Raw genomic sequence first — 22,189 nt, 5'->3', positions numbered from 1 at the left:
AGTTTTGTACTATTTTTGTTCTTGTTGCGGAAACGGGTTCCCACTTGCGCCTGAGATGCTATATACCGGCAACATATTTGTTAATGGAGCGCTCAAACAATGACTGGCAGCACACTTGCGGCAGGAAATCTTGATGTAAGGCGTCGCAAGCTTCTGTTTCGCGCGTGGCATCGTGGTATGCGTGAGATGGATTTGATCCTCGGGCAATATGCAGACCAGTATCTTCCTGAGTTCACAGATGAGCAGCTTGATGAGTTTGAACAGCTTCTTGAAGTGCTTGATCGCGATCTGTTGAAGTGGGTAACAGGCGAAAGCCCGACGCCTGAAGAACATGATACGCCGTTGTTCCGTGATATCATCGCTTTCCGTGACCGCATAGAATTCTGAGAATAAGTGCCCATGCCCGTATTCAGCAAACTCGGTCTTAAAACCAGTCCAGGCGTTAAAACTGGCAAGAATATCGTCATCGACGGTGTTGCCGATGGTTTTGAAGCTTTTTGTCTTGCACGTCTGGTCGAGGAGATTGGTGAACGCGGGCCTGTTCTCTATATAGTCCGTGATGGTCAGCGCATTGCCGATTTAGAGCAAGTGCTGAATTTCGTTTCCCCTGACTTGCCGGTTTTGCACCTGCCTGCATGGGATTGTCTGCCCTATGATCGCGTTTCGCCGGGGGCAGATGCATCTGCGCGCAGGCTCGCAGCACTTGGCGCTCTGGCTTCTCTTAAAACCTCACCGCATCCAGCTGTTATCATCACAACTGCGAATGCTATTCTGCAAAAGCTGCCACCACAGGCAGCAATTGCCGAGCAAGTTATTTCAGCGCGTCCCGGCAATCAGCTCAATATGAATGATTTGAGTGCGCGGCTGGAGCGCAACGGTTTTGAACGTGTATCGACCGTGCGTGACATTGGTGAATATGCGGTTCGCGGCGGCATTCTCGATCTTTATGCACCGGGATCGGAAGAGCCGCTGCGGCTTGATTTCTTTGGCGATACGCTTGAAACAATCCGCGCATTTGATCCAGCGTCGCAGCGCACGACGGGCGCGCGTAAGGAATTCGTGCTTCAGCCGATGAGCGAAATTTCGCTCTCACCGGATATGATCAGCCGCTTCCGCAAGAATTATGTGGCGATGTTTGGCGCGCCGCAGCGCGACGACGCACTGTATCAGGCGATCAGCGAAGGTCGTCGCTTTGCAGGCATGGAACATTGGTTGCCGCTGTTCTACGACAATCTAGAAACCATTTTCGATCATGCGGGCGATATGCCGGTGGTGTTCGATCATCTGGTGCATGAAGCGCTGACTGAACGGCACACGATGGTTGTCGATCATTATGAAGCGCGTCTGAGACAGGCCGAAGGCAAAGAGCCGGGCAGTGATGCCGTGCCTTATAAGCCGGTAAAGCCCGAAACGCTTTATCTCACTCCGAAAGAAGTGGAAGCAATTGCCGCAAGCCGTGGCTTGCGGATTGATTTGACGCCATTCGGTACTCCAGAAGTCGCTGGCCGCACTGTTGTTCATGCAGATGTGCATAAGGGGCGCAGCTTCGCGGAAGAGCGCGCTGCAACCGATGTGAACCTGTTTGAAGCGGCAGTGAAATACATCGCTGATCTGCGCGTTGCAGGCAAAAAAGTGTTGATTGCCGCATGGTCTGAAGGCTCGCTTGATCGTCTTTTGCAGGTGCTGGACGAGCATGGCCTTGAGAAGATCGAAACCGTTGATCGTCTCTCAATGGTCAAGGCTCTGTCGCGTGACAAGATCACCGCTGCTGTTCTGGCCGTCGAAAGCGGCTTTGATGCGGGCGATCTGGTCGTTGTTGCTGAACAGGATATTCTTGGTGACCGCCTTGTGCGTCGTTCCAAACGTCGCAAGCGCGATCAGGATTTCATTTCCGAAGTTGCGTCGCTTTCAGCCGGTGATGTCGTCGTTCACGTAGATCACGGTATCGGTCGTTTCATCGGTCTTAAGACAATCACAGCGGCGGGTGCACCGCATGACTGTCTCGAAATTCATTATTCGGGCGATGATCGTCTGTTTCTGCCGGTCGAAAATATCGAGCTTTTGTCTCGCTTTGGTTCAGAAGGCTCAGAAGCAACTTTAGACAAGCTTGGTGGTGGCGCATGGCAGATGCGCAAGGCCAAGCTCAAGAAGCGTTTGCTTGAGATTGCTGGTCATCTGATCCAGATTGCAGCCGAGCGGCAGATGCGTGGCGCGCCGGTCATGCAGCCGCCGGAAGGGTTGTATGCGGAGTTTGCTGCGCGTTTCCCTTATGACGAAACTGAGGACCAGCTTCGCGCTATTGATGCCATCAGCGATGATCTTAGCGCCGGCAAACCGATGGATCGTCTCATTTGCGGCGACGTTGGTTTTGGTAAAACAGAAGTGGCACTGCGCGCAGCATTTGTTGCGGCGCTGAGTGGCTTTCAGGTGGCTGTGGTCGTACCAACTACGCTTCTGTCACGCCAGCATTTCAAGACTTTCTCGACGCGCTTCCATGGTCTGCCGGTCAATGTTGCGCATGCATCGCGTCTTGTCGGCACCAAAGAGCTGGCTGCTACGAAGAAGGGTCTTGAAGACGGTACGGTTGATATTGTGGTCGGCACGCATGCGCTGCTCGGCAATTCGATCAAGATCAAAAATCTCGGCCTGTTGATTATTGATGAAGAGCAGCATTTTGGTGTGAAGCATAAGGAACGGCTCAAGGAACTGAAGTCGGATATTCACGTCCTCACACTTTCGGCCACGCCAATTCCACGCACATTGCAGCTTGCGCTGACTGGTGTGCGTGAACTTTCGCTGATTACGACGCCGCCCGTTGATCGTATGGCAGTGCGCACGTTTGTTTCGCCATTTGATCCGCTTGTTATCCGCGAAACATTGCTTCGCGAGCGCTATCGCGGTGGTCAAAGCTTCTATGTCTGCCCGCGTGTTGCTGATTTGAGCGAGATTGCTGACTTCCTGAAAGACCATGTGCCGGAGCTGAAAGTTGCCGTCGCGCATGGCCAGATGGCACCGGGTGTACTCGACGACATCATGAACGCGTTTTATGATGGGCAATATGATGTGCTTTTGTCCACGACAATTGTGGAATCGGGCCTTGATATTCCGACTGCCAATACGATGATCGTGCATCGCGCTGATATGTTTGGCCTGTCGCAGCTCTATCAGCTGCGTGGGCGCGTTGGCCGCTCGAAGCAGCGTGCTTTTGCTTTGTTTACACTGCCAGCTGGCCGTACGCTGACGGCAACCGCTGAACGACGTCTGAAAGTGCTGCAATCGCTGGATACGCTCGGTGCAGGTTTCCAGCTTGCAAGCCACGATATGGATATTCGCGGCGCGGGTAATCTGCTGGGGCAGGAGCAGTCGGGCCATATCAAGGAAGTGGGCTTTGAACTGTACCAGCAAATGCTGGAAGAAGCTGTTGCTACGCTTAAGGGTACAATTGAAGTCGAAGACAGCCAGTGGTCGCCGCAGATTGCAATCGGTACAGCCGTGATGATCCCGGAAGCCTATGTGCCGGATCTGCAATTGCGTCTGGGGCTTTATCGTCGCCTTGCCGATCTTGCAGAGCCGCAGGACATTGATGCTTTTGGTGCAGAGCTGATCGACCGTTTTGGCCCAATGCCGGAAGAAGTGCAACACCTTCTCAAGATCGTTTACATTAAGGCCCTGTGCCGTCGCGCCAATGTCGAAAAACTGGATGCTGGCCCGAAGGGCGTGGTGATCCAGTTCCGCAATGCGACGTTCAACAATCCAGTTGGACTGGTGAAAATGATCGGTGAACACGGTTCTATGGCCAAGATCCGGCCAGATCAGAGCATCGTGTTTATTCGCGATTGGGCAACGCCGGAGAAACGTTTGAACGGCTCTGCTGTTATCATGACTCAGCTGGCCAAGATTGCGAGCGACAGCTAAACAGTTCGCTATTAAACACTGAGGGTTCCGAGCCATTCCCCGGCTCTGAAGTTTAAACGGAGAGAACTTTGATGCTAAAGAATGCTTTGCGCGTTTCCTGCACCGCTGCTGCACTCGTATTTGTTTCTCAATCGGCTTTCGCTTTGACTACGCCGAATTGTAAGGTTGAGACGATTGAGAATTTCGTTAAAACTTTCAGCCACGATATTTCGATTCAGGAAGCCAATACCGCAAAGACCGTCATCTTTGAGAGCTTGGATATGGAAGCTGACCCTGAGCCAAAGAAGGTCAGCACCGAAGTTCCGCTTGTTGATGTCGAATGGCCGGTGATGCCAGATGTTGAAACATTGGCTGGAAGAAAAAAGCAGGCTGAGTACAAAGATGGTGAAAACGGCAATAAGATTGTCGTAATCAAAGGCACCGACAATGGCGAGTATATGGAATTTGAATTTGCCAAGCAGCCATGCTGGACACTGGTTCGCGTATCAGACGAAAGCATGTAAGCAAATTCTTGATAATTAAAGAAAAAGCCCTCGCATCCGACTGAATGCGCGGGCTTTTTCGTTGCTTATTCGGGTTCAGCGGTCTTCGGAAATGCCAGGCTCAAAGCCTTCCGCTGTCTGTCTAATGGCATCGGCCAATGCCGAAGCCGACTGCGCGCCCATGACTGCATATTTCTGGTCGATGATGAAGCAAGGTACGCCACGTACGCCGATGCGGTTTGCCGTGTCAATCTCTTCGCGGATCGCATCTTTATCGGCGTCGCTTTGCAAGAGGCGAGCAACGATTGGCGCTTCCATGCCGACGCTTGCAGCAGCATCAACAAGCACATCGTGGTCGCCAATATCTTGCCCCTGCTCGAAATAGAGGGAGAACAGTCTGCCCACCAGCTTGTCTTGCAATCCCGAACCAGCCTGTGCAGCCCAATGGATTATGCGATGTGCATCAAGTGTGTTGGGCGCCCGCGTTATTGCCTCAAAATCAAAAACGATGTCGTTTTCTTCGCCCAGTTCGACAAGTTGCTTGTGAATGTCATCGATCTTAGAACCTGTACCGAACTTTTCGCGCATATAGGCCTGACGATCCTTGCCTTGTGCCGGGATGGCAGGGTCAAGCTGGTAAGGACGCCAGCGCACTTCAGCATCAACCTCAGGTGCTAATTCAAGTGCCTGTTCAAGTCTTTTCTTGCCTACGAAACACCACGGGCAGACGACATCAGACACAACGTCGATGGTGATTTTTTTTCCGGTCATAAGGTGCTCCGTTCGACAAGCGGGATTGCAGCGCTCCCGCTTGCATAGATTTTACTTTGAAGATGTAGGGTGAATTATAATGCGTTCAACCGGTCTCAGGGGGTGAGTTTCCACCATGTCGGTAATTGATAGCCGTAGAGTGATGTCTTTTCCGGATGACCGATCTGATCCCAACGCGCAACCCACTGATAAGGCAGATAATACAGTGGAATGTAATAATCTCCTGAGATCAGAATGCGGTCGAGTGCGCGTACGGCACTGACAAAATCTGCCCGCTCACGCGCCGCGAGCATAGCTTCGATCATGGCATCCACGGCTGGATCAGCAACGCCCGGATAATTGAAGCTACCTTGAGCATCACGCGATGCAGAACCCCAGCGCTGCCATTGCTCATTGCCAGGCGACAGAGAGCCAGTCAAAGCTCCAAGGATCATGTCATAATCGAAGGTTTGCAGCCGCTGCTGGTACTGTGCATCGTCAGCGCTTCTGATCTCCACTGCAATGCCGAGACGTGCGAGATTGCGCTTATAGGCCAGCGCTACTTTTTCCTCATCTGGCGAACGCGTCATGATTTCAAACTGCAGCAGCTTGCCGGACGGGTCGATTGCCTTGCCGTGTTCGAAAGAAAAGCCAGCTTCCGTTAGAAGCTCGTAAGCCTGCTTGGCCGGTCCGCGATCATGGCCTGTGCCATCAGTGGTAGACGGATGCCAAGTGCCTTCCATGACATCGTTGCGCACCGCTTTTGGATAAGGGGCAAGCAATTCACGTTCACGCGCATCGGCAGGCTTGCCAATGGATGACAGTTCCGAACCTTCCCAGAAGCTTTGCAATCGCTTGTACTGATCTGCAAAGAGATTTCGGTTAGCCCATTCGAAATCAAACAGAAGGCCGAGTGCTTGTCTGACACGTGGATCTTCAAACACCGGGCGTCGCGTGTTGAAGACGAACCCCAGCATGTTTGCTGGTGTGCCTTTTTCAAAATTCTCCTTAACGACTTTGCCATGTGCCACGGCGGGGAAATTATAGGATTTTTCCCAGCGGGTTGGGTTGGCATCAATGAAAACGTCAAGAAGCCCCTTTTTGAAAGACTCAAATAGCGCTGTCTCATTGCGATAATATTCGATGCTGAATGTATCGAAATTATCGAAGCCACGCCGAACCGGCAGGTCTTTACCCCAATAACCGGGGTTTTGTTTGTAGATGATCCGCTGGCCGGGTTGGACGCTCGTCACAATATAGGGTCCGCTGCCAACCGGTGGCTTAAGCGTGGAATTGCCAAAGGTAGCCGGATCAATGGCGTGCTTTGGCAGAACCGGCATCGTTCCGGCAATCAGCATCGGAAACTCGCGATCAGATTGCTCATTAAAGTTAAATCGCACCGAGCGTTCACCGGTCTTTTCAATCTTGTCGATGCGGCTCATGCGATTGTTGAAGGGAGGGCGGCCCTTTTCAGTTAGAATATCATATGTGAAGAGCACGTCATCTACAGTGACAGGCTCACCATCAGACCATTTGGCTTTTGGATTTAGTGTGAACTCAACCCATTTGCGTTCAGGGTCAACTGTAACCTTCTCCGCCAACAATCCATAAAGTGTGAAAGGTTCATCGCGGGAGCGCTGCATCAGCGTTTCATAGACAAGATTGCCAAAGTCCTGATCACCAAACAAGCCGCGAGCTGTCGTGCGCATACTTTTCAGCACAAATGGATTGAGGCTATCGAAAGTGCCAACAACGCCCATTCTGAGCGTTCCGCCTTTGGGCGCATCGGGGTTGGCGTATGGGAAATGCGTAAAGTCAGCGGGCAGGGCCACATCACCATGCATTGAAAGTGCATAGTCTGGCGCGGCATTAGTTTGTGCATGCGTGGGAGCCATCGCTGTAAAAATGCCGATCAGGCTCGCCAAAGCCGTGGTGCGGAAAAGAGCAAACAATTCAGTCAACTTTCTCGCGTCCTCGTTCAACTTAATTGGTTCATTGTAAATAAGTGTGAGAACTTACATTTGATTCGTATGGCGAAATTAGCATGAACCTTGAACTTGTGCGGATTAAGAGCGTGTCTGGCGCGTGACAGTGCAGATTAAAACAAAAAATATGTCGTATTTTGCTCTTTGATTGCATACGACCATCTGGATTCATGTGAGAAGTCGTTGTAACACGGCCTCGGATTGGGATGTTAAATCCCAGAGGTCACGCTGTTGCCGCATTTTCAAATCAGTGACGGTCTATCGCTGACTCAAACCAGAGACCGGAAGATCAAAGCCTTGGAAGGAAACTGTTGATCATGACCAGCACGAAGACAATCGCTGCCGCATCTGCATTTGCCGGCGCGTTCGCCCTGCTTGCTTCTGCGACGATGCCTGCAGCCGCACAGCAGCAGCCGCCACAGGGCTGGTTCAAAGTTTGCTCGAAGCAGGAAGACAATGATATCTGCAACACGCAGAACATTATCACTGCTGACTCCGGCCAGTTGCTGACCGCTGTCAACCTCATCGAGATCAAGGGTAAGATTAACCGTAAGATTTTTCAGGTTACCGTGCCAATCGGTCGCTTGATTCCTGCGGGTGTTGGTCTTCAGATCGACAATGCCAAGCCAACCAAGCTTGAATATGGCATTTGCTTCCCAGATCGCTGCATTGCGGAAGCACCACTTTCGGACGAGCTGATCAATGCGCTTAAGAAGGGCACTAAGGTTACGCTGACTTCGGTTAACTACCAGAACAAGCAGAACCCGATTCCTGTTGCACTGACCGGTTTCTCGGCAGCGCTTACTGGTCCAGGCCTTAAGCAGTCTGAACTTGAAGAACGCCAGAAGGAACTTCAGGACGCTGTTGCAAAGCGCCAGAAGGAATTCGAAGAAAAGATGAAGGCTGAACAGGCCAAGGCAAAAGGCGCAGCTAACTAAGCAGCGCAACATGCGAGAATAAAAAAGGGCGCTTTAAGCGCCCTTTTTGTTTGTCAGTTTTTTATGTGTCTCAGTTTGCGTGAAGCTTGACGCGATAAGAGCCATTTTCGAGCTTATCAAACATTTCGCTGATTTGCGGATGACGCAGAGGTTCATCACTAAAGTCCGGCACAAGGTTTTGCTCGGAAACATAGGCCGTATATTCGGACTCTGAATTTTCTGCCAGCAAATGATAGAATGGCTGATCGCGGTGCGGACGCGTTTCTTCTGGAATGGACTCGTACCATTCTTCCGTGTTCGCAAATTCAGGATCAACGTCAAAAATGATCCCGCGGAAGGGAAACAGACGATGTTTGACAACCTGTCCGATCTGAAACTTAGCGTGTTTTATCTGTGCCATACTCATAAGACATATGTAGTTCACCGCTCGCGAAAATAAAGCTGCGGGAGATTTCAGGATCGAATTTTAAAGCGATTGGCTACTTTTTTGCGTGGCTTCCGCGATCAGATAGTTTCGGAAACTGCGGTAGAAATTTGGAAAATCCGCTACCGGGCCGCAAACCTTCGCGCATAAAGAACGCACGAAGAGGAGCAAACGAACGCAGCATCTCCAAGCCTACACCGCGAGCAATTTGTGCGGGTAGCATGGCAGACAATAGAGAACGGTTGAGTGCGTCGACTGAACCAGTACGTGCCAGAATATCTGGACGGCGACCACGATCATAAGCGCGGATCACGCGATCTGAACCTGGGTCGGAAGGATCGCTTGCAATAGCTTTAACGAGCATCTCGACATCGCGCGTTCCAAGATTAAGCCCTTGTGCGCCGATAGGCGGAAAGACATGTGCTGCTTCACCGATTAGAATGGTGCGCTTTGCCGCGAATGAGAGAGGCACCATACCGGATAGCGGCCACGCTTGAGGTTGAACATCAATTGTGATCTTGCCAAGCATGAATTGCATCATGTCTTCAATGCGTTGAGCAAGGATGTTTTCATCAAGAGCGAGCAGTGCTTCTGCCCGCTCTGGGTTAACGACCCAGACGAGACTTGAACGCTTTCCCTTGAGTGGAACCTGCGTGAATGGTCCTTCTTCGGTATGAAACTCGGTCGAGATATTTTCGTGTTCGATTTCATGTGCAAAAGAAAGCACGACCGCTGTCTGCGGATAGCTCCAGCGGCGAGTGCGAATAGCTGCAGCTTCGCGTGCTGCAGAATTTCGTCCATCAGCGGCGACGACTAATCGCGTATGTAGTGTATCTCCACCTGCAAGCGTGATGGTTATGTGATCATCGTTATTGCGATATTCAATCGCTGTGTTCGTTATCCGCGTGATGTTTGAATTTCTCGCAACAGCGTCAGAGAGCTTCTGGTTGAGCGCTGCATTTGGGATATTGTAACCGAATGCGACTTCATCAATTTCGCCCGCGCGAAACGTGACCGTTGGGCTGCGAATAAGCCGCTTTGTTGCGTCAACGATACGCATTGATGCGAGGGGAGCAGCGACCGGGGCGATATCTTCCCACACGCCGATGTCTTCAAGAAAGCGGATGGCCGGCATCATAAGCGCCGTTGTACGGCGGTCGTTTATGTCTGTTTCAGGGCCGAGCAATGCTGTGCGATAGCCTTTGGCGCTAAGTGCAAGTGCCGCCATCATTCCGGCAGGGCCGCCGCCGCTGACCGTGATTTCAGTGAGGGGCTTATCGACAATTAGATCGTTCATAATGCTCTATCCCTGACCGAAAAGCTTCGGTCCAAAGCGATTCTTATCGCATCGTATTTATGTTCATTTAATCCCAAGTGAGCGTCAAACGCCATTGCCGCGACTACTAAAACCCAATCTTTGGTGGAATGAGGGCGGTTTTGTCTCATCACTTACTTGCGCTTTTGGCCTTATTCGGGGAAAGCTTTTTTAACAGAGTATGGCTTTCAATGGCTTTGAGCCTGAAAGTCTTATTTGCCCTCTCCTGCTGTTTTGGCGTGTGGGATGGCGATCAAGAGAAATGGCGAGCGGCGTGAAAAGCAAACTGACCGGAAAATTAAAAGCCAAGAAAGTGACGGCACCGCAGGCTAAGGCATTTTCCGTGCATCTGCTTACTGCATCGGGATCATTTCTGGCCTTTTTGTCTATCGTCGCTGCAAGCGATGGTCGTTATACCGCTATGTGGTGGTGGTTGGGATTGGCGCTGTTCGTGGATGGCATTGATGGGCCGATCGCGCGTAAGCTTGAAGTCAAGTATGTGTTGCCCAACTGGTCAGGCGAACTGCTTGATAACATCATCGATTATGTGACTTACGTTCTAATACCTGCCTTTGCGCTTTATCAAAGCGGGTTTATGGGGACCAACCTATCCTTCATATCCGGCGCGATCATCGTTATCACCAGCGCAATTTATTATGCCGATACGGGCATGAAGACGAAGGAAAACTTCTTCAAGGGGTTTCCCGTTGTCTGGAATATGGTGGTGTTTACGCTTTTCATCGTTCGTCCGGGCGAATGGGAGGCTTTTGCCATTGTTGTTCTGTCGGCAATTCTTTCGTTCTTGCCAATCAGTTTTTTGCACCCGGTGCGAGTGGTGCGTCTGCGCCCGCTTAATCTGACGATCTTTTTACTGTGGTGCGCCTTTGGCGCAGCGGGCCTTTATTATACGCTCGATGCACCGCTTTGGGTGCGCGTCGGCATCACAGTGACGGGACTTTACATCTACTTCATCGGCGCAATCATGCAGTTCTTCCCTAATCTGGGTCGTACTGCTGCTGTCATTGCGGCTGAACAGGCTGCTGAAGCGAAGAAGAGAGGCTAGATCATGATCAATGCTATTCGGGTTCATCAGACCGGCGGTCCAGAAGTTCTGAAATACGAACAGATCGAAATTGGTGAACCGGGCGCTGGCGAAGTTAAGGTGTGCCATGAGGCGATAGGGCTTAACTTCATCGACGTGTATTTCCGCACAGGGCTTTATAAGGCGGCTCAGATGCCGTTCACGCCTGGCAATGAAGGCGCTGGCACTGTTGTTGCCATCGGCTCCGGCGTTGAAAATCTCAAATTGGGTGACCGCGTTGCCTATGCCGCCACATCGGGCTCTTATGCGGATGAGCGCATTCTTCCTGCTGACAGGCTCGTGAAGGTGCCGGATGGCATTGAATTGAAAACTGCTGCCGCAATGATGCTGAAAGGCATGACGGCGCAGTATCTTCTGCGGCAGACTTTTGTTGTGAAGCCGGGAAATACAATTCTCTTCCATGCCGCAGCCGGTGGCGTGGGGCTAATTGCGGGTCAATGGGCTAAACATCTTGGAGCGACAGTTATCGGCACTGCCGGTTCCGAGGAGAAAGTCGCGCTGGCTAAAGCGCATGGCTATGACCATGTGATCAATTACCGTACGGAAAACTTTGTCGAACGCGTCCGAGAACTGACCGGCGGCGAGGGCGTAGACGTCGTCTATGACTCAGTTGGTCGCGATACCTATATGGGGTCGCTCGATGTGCTGAAACCGCTTGGCATGTTTGCTTGTTTCGGTCAGTCATCCGGGATTATACCAGCTTTTGATCTTAACCTATTGGCGCAAAAGGGTTCACTCTTCGCGACCCGCCCGACGCTGTTCAATTATGTGGCAAAGCGCGCTGATCTTGAAAAAACAGCCAAGGATCTGTTTGACGTCGTTGCCAGTGGTGCCGTCAAGATCGAAATCAATCAATCTTATGCGCTGAAAGATGTGCGTAAGGCCCATGAAGACCTCGAAGCCCGTAAGACGACGGGTGCGAGTATCCTCCTGCCTTAGGTCTTTATTCAGTTCGCAATTATAACGGCGGTGTGCATATGTCCTCCGCCGTTTTCTTTTTAGCTTTTCAAGTGTGACCTTGCTGGATAAGGTTATCCAAAAATAAGCTCGGGGAATAATGTCAACGCTTTCAACCGACCGACCTCTTTTGGATGTCCGCCGGCTCACCAAAGTATTTGGTCAGCTTCGGGCCTGTGACGCCGTTGATCTGGTTATCGCGGAAGGGGAAATTCACGCGCTTCTGGGTGAGAATGGTGCGGGAAAATCGACCTTTGTAAAGATGCTGTTTGGTGCGCTACAGCCACTTGAAGGCGAAATCGTCTGGAAGGGTGAGCGCGTTACGATTACCGAACCCGCAATGGCAAGGAAACTTGGCATTGGTATGGTTTTCCAACATTTTTCGCTGTTTGACTCGCTCACGGCTGCCGAGAATATTGCGCTTTCTTTGGACGGCTCTTTGTCGCTTCCTGAAGTTGCCAAACGTGCGCGCGATGTGGGGCAGGCCTACGGTCTTCCCATCGATCCGCAGGCCCATGTCGGTGATCTTTCTGTCGGTGAACGCCAGCGCATTGAGATTGTGCGCTGTCTGCTGCAAGAGCCAAACCTCATTATCCTTGATGAACCTACATCGGTTCTGACACCGCAGGAAGCTGATCGTCTGTTTGAAACGCTTGAGCGTTTGAAGGCAGAAGGCAAGTCAATCCTCTATATCAGCCATCGTCTGGAAGAGGTGAAGCGGCTTTGTGATCGCGCCACTGTGCTGCGTCATGGCAAAGTCGTCGCACATTGTGATCCGCGACAGGAAACTGCGGCGTCACTGGCCCGCATGATGGTCGGCAATGATATTAAAGTCGTGGCGCGCAGTCCGATTGAAGCTGTTGAACAACCCGCGTCACCGCTTTTTGAGATAAGAAATCTGTCGCAAGCGCCGCGTGGTCCTTTCTCAACTGCACTCAATGATATTTCGCTTGGCATCAAAGCTGGTGAAGTTGTCGGTATTGCGGGCGTTGCTGGCAATGGGCAGGGCGAGTTTTTTGAAGCCATTTCTGGCGAGGTTCTGCAATCATCTGCATCTGCTGTGCGCATTCGCGGCAGGGATGCAGGCAAGCTCGGCATCAGCGAACGCCGAATGATGGGTGCTGCCTTTGTGCCGGAAGAACGTTTGGGACATGGTGCTGTTCCGGCTCTCTCATTGACCGATAATCTCTTCCTTTCGCGTTATAAAACTGATGCCAAAGCCTTCATGCGCGGCGGCAAGCTGAAGCTCATTGCTGAAAGCGCGCTGCGCTCAGCGGCACAGCGCATCATCAAGACGATGGATGTGCGCAAGAGTGCAGAAAACCCGCCAGCCTCCGCCTTGTCCGGCGGTAATTTGCAGAAATTTATTATCGGGCGCGAGCTGGATCGTTCTCCATCGGTGTTGATTGTTAATCAGCCAACATGGGGTGTTGATGCGGGTGCTGCGGCGCATATTCGTCAAGCGCTTGTTGATCTCGCCCGCTCGGGTTCAGCCGTACTTGTGATTAGTCAGGATTTGGATGAACTGCTTGAAATCAGTGATCGTATCGCTGTCATGAACCATGGTTCGCTTTCCGATCCAATGCCTATCGCAGACGTAACGCTGGAAAAGATTGGCCTGCTGATGGGCGGCGTTTCCGGCTCGGATCAGGCGGGGGCAGCATGATGCGTTTTGAACTCGTAAAACGTCCGCAGCCTTCAAAAATCTTTAGCGCCGTTTCGCCTTTGCTGGCTTTGGCGCTGACACTGGTTTTTGGTGGTATTGCCTTTGCGCTGATGGGCAAAGACCCGCTTCATGCGCTCTACGTTTTCTTTGTCGAACCGCTGTTTGATATCTGGTCGTGGCATGAGTTACTGGTTAAGGCGACGCCGCTTATTTTGATCGCGGTCGGGCTGTGCGTCTGCTTCCAGTCCAACAACTGGAATATTGGTGCGGAAGGCCAGTTCATCATTGGCGCAGTCACTGGTTCGATCTTGCCCGTTATGTTTCCCGATCTCCAGATGTGGATTGTGCTGCCTTTGATGATGCTGATGGGCATGGCTGGTGGCGCTGCATATGCGTCGATCCCGGCTTTGTTGAAAGTCCGCTTCAATACCAATGAAATCCTGACCAGTCTGATGCTCGTTTATGTAGCCCAGCTTTTTCTCGATTGGCTGGTACGTGGACCTTGGCGCAATCCGGAAGGCTATAATTTCCCGGAAACGCGCCAGTTTAATGCAAGCGCTGTACTGCCAGAAATCTGGAGTGCATCAGGCCGTGCCCATTGGGGCTTTATCTTTGCAATTGTTGCTGCACTCGTCGTTTGGTTTTTGCTTGCCAAAACGCTGAAAGGCTTTGAGATCAAAGTCATAGGCCAAAGCCCTCGGGCAGGGCGCTTTGCAGGCTTTAGTCGTGGCAAGCTTGTGTTTTTCGTTTTCGCAGTTTCGGGCGCGCTGGCAGGTCTTGCTGGCATTGCTGAAACATCCGGCGCTATTGGCCAGCTTCGCCCCGTCATCTCACCGGGATATGGTTTTACGGCCATTATTGTCGCCTTCCTTGGTAGGCTCAACCCAATTGGCGCGATTGCGGCGGGATTTGTGCTGGCGCTTTCCTATCTGGGCGGCGAGGCTGCACAGGTTTCCATCGGTATATCCGAAAAGTCTGCGCGGGTGTTTCAGGGCATGATCCTGTTTTTTGTGCTCGCTTGCGACACACTCATTCATTATCGCATTCGCTTTATTGGCGGACGCGCAGCAGGAAAGGCCTGATCAATGGATTTGACACAGGCAATCCTTCTCACCATTGCGACTGCTGCAACGCCGTTGCTGATTGCAGCCATTGGAGAACTCGTTGTTGAACGCTCCGGCGTACTCAATCTTGGCGTCGAAGGTATGATGCTCATGGGTGCTGTTTCAGGCTTTGCCGCTGCACAATTCACTGGCTCGGCATGGCTTGGCATGATTGCTGCCATTTTTGTAGGGATGGCGTTTTCCGGCATATTTGCATTTCTGACACTAACGCTTGTTACCAATCAGGTTGCAACGGGTCTGGCACTCACCATTCTTGGTATCGGCGCATCTGCTATGCTTGGCGAAAGTTTTGTCGGTATGCCGGGTGTGCAGCTTGATGAAATCAGCATCCCGTATCTCACCGATATTCCTTATGTCGGTCGCTTCCTGTTCGGTCAGGACCCGATATTTTACATCTCCATTCTTCTCGTCATTGGTGTAACTTGGTTTCTGTTCCGCACCCGGGCAGGGCTGCAATTGCGCGCTATCGGTGACAATCACGGCTCAGCCCATGCGCTGGGTGTGCATGTTGTGCGCACACGTTATCTGGCGGTACTTTTTGGCGGTGCCTGTGCGGGGCTTGCCGGTGCACAGCTTTCACTGGTTTATGTGCCGCAATGGGTTGAGAATATGTCGGCAGGGCGCGGCTGGATTGCACTTGCGCTTGTGGTTTTCGCTTCATGGCGTCCTTGGCGCGTGTTGATCGGCGCTTATCTGTTTGGTGCCGTGACCATTGGTCAGCTTCATGCGCAGGCGCTTGGTTTTGGTCTTCCGTCACAGTTCCTGTCGGCTTTGCCCTATATCGCGACCATCGTGGTGTTGGTTATCATCTCGCGCAACAGACGTTTGACGATGATGAACACACCTGCGTCGCTCGGCAAACCTTTTGTGCCGGACAGATAGATACGAGTTCTGAACGGCGGTCCGGCTCCCACGGCCTGCCGTTTTGTTTTGAGGGTGATAACAAGGAGTGCAGGGAACATGAAAAAGACGCTGTTGGCGATTGCCACCGCAGCCAGCTTTATGCTTGGCGGAGCGGCTCATGCAGAAGACAAGCTGAAAGTTGGCTTCATCTATATCGGACCTCCGGGCGACTTCGGCTGGACTTATCAGCATGACGTTGCACGTAAGGAAATGATCGAAGCTCTTGGCGATAAGGTCGAAACGACGTTCCTGGAAAACGTGCCAGAAGGTGCGGATGCTGAGCGTTCGATTGAGCGCCTTGCCCGTGCAGGCAACAAGCTGATCTTCACGACTTCTTTCGGTTACATGGACCCAACCATCAAGGTTGCTGCTAAATATCCGGACGTGAAGTTTGAACATGCCACCGGTTACAAGACCGCCGACAATGTTTCAGCTTACAACGCGCGCTTCTATGAAGGTCGTTATATTCAGGGCCAGATCGCAGCTAAGCTGTCGGAAAAAGGCGTTGCAGGTTACATTGCTTCAGTTCCTGTGCCGGAAGTTGTGCAGGGCATCAATTCCTTCATTCTCGGTGCACAGTCAGTCAATCCTGATTTCAAGGTCAAGGTTATCTGGGTAAACTCGTGGTTTGATCCGGGCAAAGAAGCTGATGCCGCCAAGGCTCTCGTTGATCAGGGTGTCGACATTCTGACCCAGCACACCGACTCAACTGCACCGATCCAGGTTGCACATGAGCGTGGTATCAAGGCATTCGGTCAGGCTTCGGACATGATCAAGTTTGGTCCAGAAACTCAGCTCACCGCGATCGTTGACGATTGGGGTCCATATTACATCGACCGCGCTAAAGCTGTTCTCGATGGTAAATGGGAAAGCCAGAACATCTGGTGGGGCATGAAAGAAGGCCTCGTTAAAATGGCGCCTTACACCAATATGCCTGATGACGTTAAGAAACTGGCTGAAGAAACCGAAGCTAAGATCAAGTCTGGTGAGTTCAAGCCCTTCACTGGTCCTATCAAGAAGCAGGACGGCTCCGTCTGGCTCAAAGAAGGCGAACAGGCTGACGACAAGACCTTGCTCGGTCTGAACTTCTACGTCGAAGGCGTAGACGATAAACTGCCGCAATAAGCTGCAAGCAAAGAATAAAAAAGGGCGCTTAGAGCGCCCTTTTTTAAAATGTATTTTTAATTATTCAGCTGCGTCAGCAGGGGCTGCATTGAGCAAGCCGTAGCGTTCTTCGCCAATCTTGCCGAGCAGTTCAAGCTGCGTTTCGAGGAAGTCGATGTGACCTTCTTCATCAGCGAGAAGCTGATCAAAAAGCTGCTTGGAAACATAATCGCCGAGTTCGTCGCAGATTTCGCGTGACTTCTTATAGGAAGCGCGTGCGTCATACTCGCCAGCAAGGTCAGCTTCGAGGACTTCCTTGACGTTCTCGCCAATGCGCAATGGCGCGAGCGTCTGAAGGTTTGGATGGCCTTCAAGGAAGATAATGCGGTCGATGATTTTGTCCGCATGCTGCATTTCTTCGATGGATTCTTCGCGTTCTTTCTTAGCAAGACGCGTGAAACCCCAATCGTTAAGCAAACGATAGTGCAACCAATACTGGTTTACAGCGCCCAGTTCGAGAAACAGTGCCTCGTTAAGCCGCTCGATGACCTTTGGTTCGCCTTTCATTCCAAGAACTCCCGAATTTGTCTCGTAGAGAACGTACACGATCCATAAACAGGATCACGTTTTCGTCCATTTGATTGTGACGAAGATGATATTCTTCGGTCACCCTTATGATCGTTTCTACGACATTTGGGAAGCAGCCACAGCAGCGGCCGCTCTTGGAGATGGCATTGAAGACGGTTCCAGGCACGATTAAACGCCAGCAATCTTCATCAAGAAGTTGCGTGACAACGGCCTCAATATCTTTTTGTGTAATAACGTTGCAGCTGCAGACTAGCATTCAAAAGTAACTCCAGCATCTGCAATGCTCTGTGATTGTAAAAAATTCACAAGACGGAGTGAGATTCTTTGTTCGTTGTTGTGGTCAACATTGAAATCTGCGGAATACACGCACGAATTTACTTCAATATTGGCATTATGCCATTCTGAACCGAACAAAGGTTCCTCCAATCGCAGGGGTTAAAGGCCCGAACATCAAAGGTAGTCTTAGGTAAGTCTTTAAAAACCCACCAGTTTCAGTCAGGTTATGGCTGGATGTGGGCCATTGTGTCAAATTTTATGTTTTTGAAACGTTCTAAAAATCAATAACTTAGAATTATTCTAAATATGAGTTAACCGCCCATCTTTAAACGCGAATTAGACTTTTACATAAAGAAAAACAGGGCCGTTTTAGCCCTGTTTTGAAATTATGCGCTATTTCGCCGCATCGTGTGGAAAACTAGCTTTTGAAGCCGTTTAGATGCCTTCGACGGCCTCGAATCCCTCGAACTGAGGTGGGCCAGCATAAAGCGGCTTGGTGTTGCCGGCATTGCGATGCGCGTTGCGGAACTGTTCAGATTTCGTCCAGAACACGAAATCGTCCCGCGTTTTCCAAACGGTGTGCGAGGAATAAAGCGTATAGCCTTCTTCCTCATTCGTTGCGCCGCGCAGAAGATGGAAGCTTTCAAAGCCTGGCAACTCTGACAGTTGCGAGTCACGGCTGCGCCAAACGGTTTCGAATTCGGCTTCATTGCCGACAATTACCTTGAAGCGGTTCATTGCGATGAACATTGCTGATCCTTACTTTCAAAGAGGGACTGGCTACAAATTGGTCGCAGGACAATTGCACAGATGGTGTGGTAAGTCCTGATAAAGTTCCGGCGAGTGCAGTGGTAGGGACCGCACTCGCCGCGTCGTATCTCGGGATATGAAGACCACCACAGCGGTCAGAGATGAGTGGACTTCGTAGACACGACGATTGATGTTCGGGAGGCTTAGGCCTCCCGAATTTTTTAGAACTGGAACTGTGTTGCGACGAGGAATGTACGTCCCTGACCTGATCCAGATGTGCTGAGGAATGGCGTGTAAGTCTTGTCGAAAAGGTTGTTTACTTTGAGCGTCAGATCAACATTCTCAGTAAACTTATAGTTTGCGAAGATGTCGACGAGCCCATAACTTTTATCTGTTGTCGTAACACCTGTGTAACCTGCAACTTCTCCCGTTGAAACGTAGCTGTAGCGTCCGCCGACGGTAAGCTTACGTTCGAGGAAACGAGCGCCACCTGACAAAGAGAAAATGTTGTCTGGAAGATACTGGCTTGCACCCAGTCCAGGCATAATTGGAGGTAAGTCGGCTTTGGTGTAGGTGTATGTTACGCCAGCGAATGCAAATCCCGCATCATAAGCTGCCTGAAGTTCTACGCCCTGTACACGTGAATCCCCATCAACATTTGTGTACCATGTCTGGCAGTTCGGGCCGAATGGATTGCAGCCATTGTAGCCGGTGCTTACAATGTAGTTTTCCACGTTCATGTTATAGTAGTTGGCTTTAATTCTCAGGCTGTCACCTGCAGTCAATAGGTCGTCTTTGCGAATATTCGCGCCAATTTCCCAGCCTCTCTGCTTTTCAGGCTCTAAGGCTGGATTTGCGCGAAAACCGACCTGAGTGCTGCCTGGATGCACGCCACCAACCATCGTTTCCTGAAGAGTTGGACTACGCATTGAATGTGAATATGTCACATAGGGCTGTAGCCAGCTTGTTGCATTGACTGCGAGCGTAATACGCGGGTCAAGCGCGTTAAACGACTTGTCAACAAGAGAGGTGCCGTCAGTTGCATCACCTTCAAGACTGTAGAAGTTATAACGCAAACCGACAGTCAGGTCAGCAATTCCGTATGATAAGGTCGTATCAGAAAAGACCGCGCCAGTTGTGCTACGCCCATTGTCAGGATTAACGCCGGTTTTTTCTCCAGTCACTTTATCGCGGAAATATTCAACGCCATAGTTCCATTTAACGGCAACTTCGTTGACGTTAAAGCGTGAAGTGTTGGATATATCGAAACCGAGGCCTGTGTCTCTAATTTCGCGACCACTTGTTGTCGCGCTCCATGATCCACTCAAATTTTCAAAATAGTTCATATCAAGACGGTTGTAATAACCATTGAGATGAAAATCGATCAGATCGTTATCTGCTGGATTATAGCTGTAATTGGCTGTGAGCGTTTGGTTCTTGATCGTTTGGTTATACGAATTGGCACCGAAATCGTTGTTATAGAGGACGCCACCTAAAGACAGTTTATGATCTTCACCAAAGCCGAACTCAGTTTTAATAAGACCAGACGTCAGCTTTTGCCCAGTATTATTCTGCTCAATGCCATCGCCATTTTTATAGTTATCGGAATCCCTATGGCTGATCGCTCCTGCAATGCCCATCGAATTGACGCGGGCACCACCTGCGATCATCTCCGAGAATCCAACGCCGTTACTGCCCCATGAAGCTCTACCTAAAACACCATACTGCTGGCCTGGGCGCACAATGTCATCAACGCCCAACGTGCGAAGGTTGACGCTGCCGGCGAGACCACCACCGCCAAGGCCAGTAACTGCGCCTCTGCTCACATCAATATCTGCGAGAAGATTAGAATCTACATATGTAAAACCAGAAGCTTCATGACCTGTAAAACGGAAATTCTGGCGAACGCCGTCAATCATTGTATTGACGCGTCCAGAGCCTTCGAAGCCGCGAATATTTACAGCAACACCGGGTTGGGAGCCGTTGATGCGTGTAAATGTACCCGGAACATCGCGAAGCAAGTCATCGAGTTTTACATCTCCATGACGATTAATTTCTTCTTTTGAAACCGCACTGACTGCAGCAGGCGTTGAATATGGGGCATCGCCTTTGGTTGCAGTTGGGTTCTGAATTGTAATTGTTTTCAACTCAACGCCATCGGCGTCGCTTGCAGCAGCTTGTTGCTGCGCATAGGCGCCTGATACCATTGTTGTAAGGATCACTGCTAAGCCTGTGCTCGCTAGAAATGACCGCTTATATTCCCCGTTTATTACCCGCATTGCCTGAATTCTCCTGAAGGCCACAGAAAATTCTCGCAGCCGCTTGGGCGCGAGAAAATTAATTATCTCAATAGGTTATTCTCTTCCCATCCCGAGGGAAGTGGTGGCGCTGGCTGGAAGGAGAACCTTCGGGCTTGCTCTGGAAAAAAAGAGAATTAAACTTGACTCGATTAATCCAGTAAGGCAGTGATTATTAAACATGACTTATGATGTCAACTAATGATTTGTTGGGACTAGGTCAGTTAACAAAAACGGCTCCATAACTGGTGCAGAGGCAGTGAAATGAACAGGCGAATCCATATCGACATGCAGGTGCGGTTGCCGCGTGAGCGCGTCTCCAGCCGCATGCCCGAACTCCAGTCGCGTCTTGATGCGACCGGACAGGTTAAATCGCACACTTCTGAACAGTCTTATGAATCGCAGCTCAAAACTTATGGCAGCCGTGAACTCTTCAACGGCTCACGTGAAGTGGCGATAGAGCACGGCGGCTCTCTCTATCGTTTGAAAATCACCCGTCAAGGCAAGCTCATCCTTAACAAGTAGGCAACAAAAGATGACGACCCAGACCAAGCCCTCCCCAGAGCAAATACTCAAGGCACGGGCAGATAACCCGAAAATGCGCGAACGCGATTTTGCGCAAAGCCTCGGGATATCAGAAGCCGATTTTATTGCGGCTTACACAGGTGTAGATGCTGAAAGCTCAATTTCTGCTCGCCGCATCCGTGCCGATGTGGAAACTCTGCTTAAACATGCGCCTTCGCTTGGCGAAGTCATGGCGCTGACGCGCAATGAAAGCGCTGTGCATGAAAAGATTGGCCCATTCGAGAAAACGATATGGGGTCCACATGCATCGCTGACACTCGGCAAAGAAATTGATCTTCGCATCTTCCCAAAGCACTGGGTGCATGGTTTTGCTGTCGCAAAGCCGGATGGCGAACATATTCGTCGTAGCCTTCAGTTTTTTGATGCTTCGGGTGAAGCGGTTCATAAGATCCATTTGCGCCCTGCATCCAATCTGGAAGTCTATGAGCAGCTTGTCGCTGAGTTGCTTCTTGATGATCAGACGCCTGCGATTGAAACAAAGCCAATCGCTGCCAAAGCTGAGAAAGCTGATGTTTCAACTGTTGATGGCGATGCGTTCCGCGAACGCTGGGGTGCACTCACCGATGTTCACCAATTTATCGGCCTCCTGAAAGATTTCGGCGTCGACCGTCATCAGGCTGTGCATCTTGCGGGTCAGGATTTTGCATGGCGCGTTGATCTGTCAGCAGTTGAAGCCATGATGAACCATGTGGTGCAGGAACAGATTCCGATCATGTGTTTCGTCGGAAGTCGCGGTTGCATTCAGATACACACGGGTAAGATTGCGGAAATTAAGACCATGGGCCCATGGCTCAATGTTCTTGATCCAACTTTCCATCTTCATCTGCGTGCGGATCACATCGCTGATGCTTGGGTTGTGCGTAAGCCTACGAAGGACGGTCATGTAACTTCGCTTGAAGCATACGATGCCAATGGTGAGATGATTATCCAGTTCTTTGGCGAACGTCATGAAGGTGAGGCTGAACTCGCTGATTGGCGCATGATCGCAGAAAATCTTCCTCGTTTGCCACAATCGTCTGCTGCTTAAC

At 50.9% G+C, this 22,189-nt stretch carries 20 protein-coding genes; 12 read left to right on the top strand and 8 right to left on the bottom strand.

What is annotated here, in order from left to right; genetic code table 11:
• Positions 1 to 99 precede the first annotated feature (99 nt).
• The 3 genes from J2782_RS10155 to J2782_RS10145 all read left to right on the top strand — a co-directional run bounded on the left by J2782_RS10155 (position 100) and on the right by J2782_RS10145 (position 4,418).
• Complete coding sequence (locus J2782_RS10155) at positions 100 to 387, top strand: FAD assembly factor SdhE (RefSeq protein WP_310011990.1); 288 nt, start codon at positions 100 to 102, stop codon at positions 385 to 387.
• A gap of 12 nt (positions 388 to 399) precedes the next feature.
• Complete coding sequence (mfd, locus tag J2782_RS10150) at positions 400 to 3,915, top strand: transcription-repair coupling factor (RefSeq protein WP_310011988.1); 3,516 nt, start codon at positions 400 to 402, stop codon at positions 3,913 to 3,915.
• Between the two features lie 71 nt (positions 3,916 to 3,986).
• Positions 3,987 to 4,418 (top strand): hypothetical protein, encoded by a 432-nt coding sequence (locus tag J2782_RS10145; RefSeq protein WP_310011986.1) that lies wholly within the window; start codon positions 3,987 to 3,989, stop codon positions 4,416 to 4,418.
• Positions 4,419 to 4,493: 75 nt separating this feature from the next.
• Here J2782_RS10145 and J2782_RS10140 read toward each other — a convergent pair whose 3' ends face one another.
• Positions 4,494 to 5,168 carry a DsbA family oxidoreductase gene (locus tag J2782_RS10140; RefSeq protein ID WP_310011984.1) on the bottom strand — a complete coding sequence of 225 codons (675 nt, stop codon included), beginning with the start codon at positions 5,166 to 5,168 and terminating at the stop codon, positions 4,494 to 4,496.
• A gap of 95 nt (positions 5,169 to 5,263) precedes the next feature.
• Positions 5,264 to 7,042, bottom strand: a complete 1,779-nt coding sequence (locus tag J2782_RS10135; protein ID WP_310012311.1) for an extracellular solute-binding protein — start codon at positions 7,040 to 7,042, stop codon at positions 5,264 to 5,266.
• 407 nt (positions 7,043 to 7,449) lie between these two features.
• Here J2782_RS10135 and J2782_RS10130 point away from each other — a divergent pair, with 407 nt between their 5' ends.
• Complete coding sequence (locus tag J2782_RS10130) at positions 7,450 to 8,070, top strand: invasion associated locus B family protein (RefSeq protein WP_250042387.1); 621 nt, start codon at positions 7,450 to 7,452, stop codon at positions 8,068 to 8,070.
• Between the two features lie 70 nt (positions 8,071 to 8,140).
• Here the strand turns inward: J2782_RS10130 and hspQ are convergent, their stop codons facing one another.
• On the bottom strand, positions 8,141 to 8,476 hold the full coding sequence (gene hspQ, locus J2782_RS10125; protein WP_310011982.1) for a heat shock protein HspQ: 336 nt from the start codon (positions 8,474 to 8,476) through the stop codon (positions 8,141 to 8,143).
• A gap of 73 nt (positions 8,477 to 8,549) precedes the next feature.
• Positions 8,550 to 9,791, bottom strand: a complete 1,242-nt coding sequence (locus J2782_RS10120) for a UbiH/UbiF family hydroxylase (protein WP_310011980.1) — start codon at positions 9,789 to 9,791, stop codon at positions 8,550 to 8,552.
• A gap of 280 nt (positions 9,792 to 10,071) precedes the next feature.
• Here J2782_RS10120 and pcsA point away from each other — a divergent pair, with 280 nt between their 5' ends.
• The 6 genes from pcsA to J2782_RS10090 all read left to right on the top strand — a co-directional run bounded on the left by pcsA (position 10,072) and on the right by J2782_RS10090 (position 16,686).
• Positions 10,072 to 10,872, top strand: a complete 801-nt coding sequence (gene pcsA / locus J2782_RS10115; RefSeq protein ID WP_310011977.1) for a phosphatidylcholine synthase — start codon at positions 10,072 to 10,074, stop codon at positions 10,870 to 10,872.
• Positions 10,873 to 10,875: 3 nt separating this feature from the next.
• Entirely contained in the window at positions 10,876 to 11,850 is a 975-nt protein-coding gene (locus tag J2782_RS10110) for a quinone oxidoreductase family protein (protein ID WP_310011975.1), read from the top strand.
• 118 nt (positions 11,851 to 11,968) lie between these two features.
• Positions 11,969 to 13,534, top strand: a complete 1,566-nt coding sequence (locus J2782_RS10105) for an ABC transporter ATP-binding protein (protein ID WP_310011973.1) — start codon at positions 11,969 to 11,971, stop codon at positions 13,532 to 13,534.
• Positions 13,534 to 14,616: an ABC transporter permease gene (locus J2782_RS10100; protein WP_310012309.1), complete on the top strand. Its 1,083-nt coding sequence runs from the start codon at positions 13,534 to 13,536 to the stop codon at positions 14,614 to 14,616. The genes J2782_RS10105 and J2782_RS10100 overlap by 1 nt, the downstream gene beginning before the upstream one ends.
• A 3-nt stretch (positions 14,617 to 14,619) precedes the next feature.
• Positions 14,620 to 15,540, top strand: a complete 921-nt coding sequence (locus J2782_RS10095) for an ABC transporter permease (protein ID WP_310011972.1) — start codon at positions 14,620 to 14,622, stop codon at positions 15,538 to 15,540.
• A gap of 78 nt (positions 15,541 to 15,618) precedes the next feature.
• Positions 15,619 to 16,686 (top strand): BMP family ABC transporter substrate-binding protein, encoded by a 1,068-nt coding sequence (locus J2782_RS10090; protein WP_310011969.1) that lies wholly within the window; start codon positions 15,619 to 15,621, stop codon positions 16,684 to 16,686.
• A 60-nt stretch (positions 16,687 to 16,746) separates the two neighbouring features.
• Here J2782_RS10090 and bfr read toward each other — a convergent pair whose 3' ends face one another.
• The 4 genes from bfr to J2782_RS10070 all read right to left on the bottom strand — a co-directional run bounded on the left by bfr (position 16,747) and on the right by J2782_RS10070 (position 20,558).
• Positions 16,747 to 17,232, bottom strand: a complete 486-nt coding sequence (gene bfr, locus J2782_RS10085; RefSeq protein WP_250042402.1) for a bacterioferritin — start codon at positions 17,230 to 17,232, stop codon at positions 16,747 to 16,749.
• Complete coding sequence (locus J2782_RS10080) at positions 17,198 to 17,509, bottom strand: (2Fe-2S)-binding protein (RefSeq protein WP_310011967.1); 312 nt, start codon at positions 17,507 to 17,509, stop codon at positions 17,198 to 17,200. The genes bfr and J2782_RS10080 overlap by 35 nt, the downstream gene beginning before the upstream one ends.
• A gap of 455 nt (positions 17,510 to 17,964) precedes the next feature.
• The gene (gene hmuQ, locus J2782_RS10075; RefSeq protein WP_310011965.1) at positions 17,965 to 18,279 is read right to left on the bottom strand and encodes a heme-degrading protein HmuQ; all 315 of its coding nucleotides are present in this window, start codon (positions 18,277 to 18,279) and stop codon (positions 17,965 to 17,967) included.
• Between the two features lie 221 nt (positions 18,280 to 18,500).
• Positions 18,501 to 20,558 (bottom strand): TonB-dependent receptor domain-containing protein, encoded by a 2,058-nt coding sequence (locus J2782_RS10070; protein WP_310011963.1) that lies wholly within the window; start codon positions 20,556 to 20,558, stop codon positions 18,501 to 18,503.
• A gap of 282 nt (positions 20,559 to 20,840) precedes the next feature.
• On the opposite strand from J2782_RS10070, the gene hemP reads away from it, so the two are divergent.
• Both hemP and J2782_RS10060 read left to right on the top strand, forming a co-directional pair.
• Complete coding sequence (hemP, locus tag J2782_RS10065) at positions 20,841 to 21,101, top strand: hemin uptake protein HemP (protein WP_310011960.1); 261 nt, start codon at positions 20,841 to 20,843, stop codon at positions 21,099 to 21,101.
• Positions 21,102 to 21,111: 10 nt separating this feature from the next.
• Positions 21,112 to 22,188 (top strand): hemin-degrading factor, encoded by a 1,077-nt coding sequence (locus J2782_RS10060; protein WP_310011958.1) that lies wholly within the window; start codon positions 21,112 to 21,114, stop codon positions 22,186 to 22,188.
• Position 22,189: the final 1 nt, after the last annotated feature.

Source organism: Brucella pseudogrignonensis, from assembly GCF_031454375.1.
Classification (GTDB): domain Bacteria; phylum Pseudomonadota; class Alphaproteobacteria; order Rhizobiales; family Rhizobiaceae; genus Brucella; species Brucella pseudogrignonensis_A.
The sequence above is the reverse complement of the archived record's forward strand: the minus strand, read 5'-3'. Positions and strand labels throughout refer to the sequence as shown.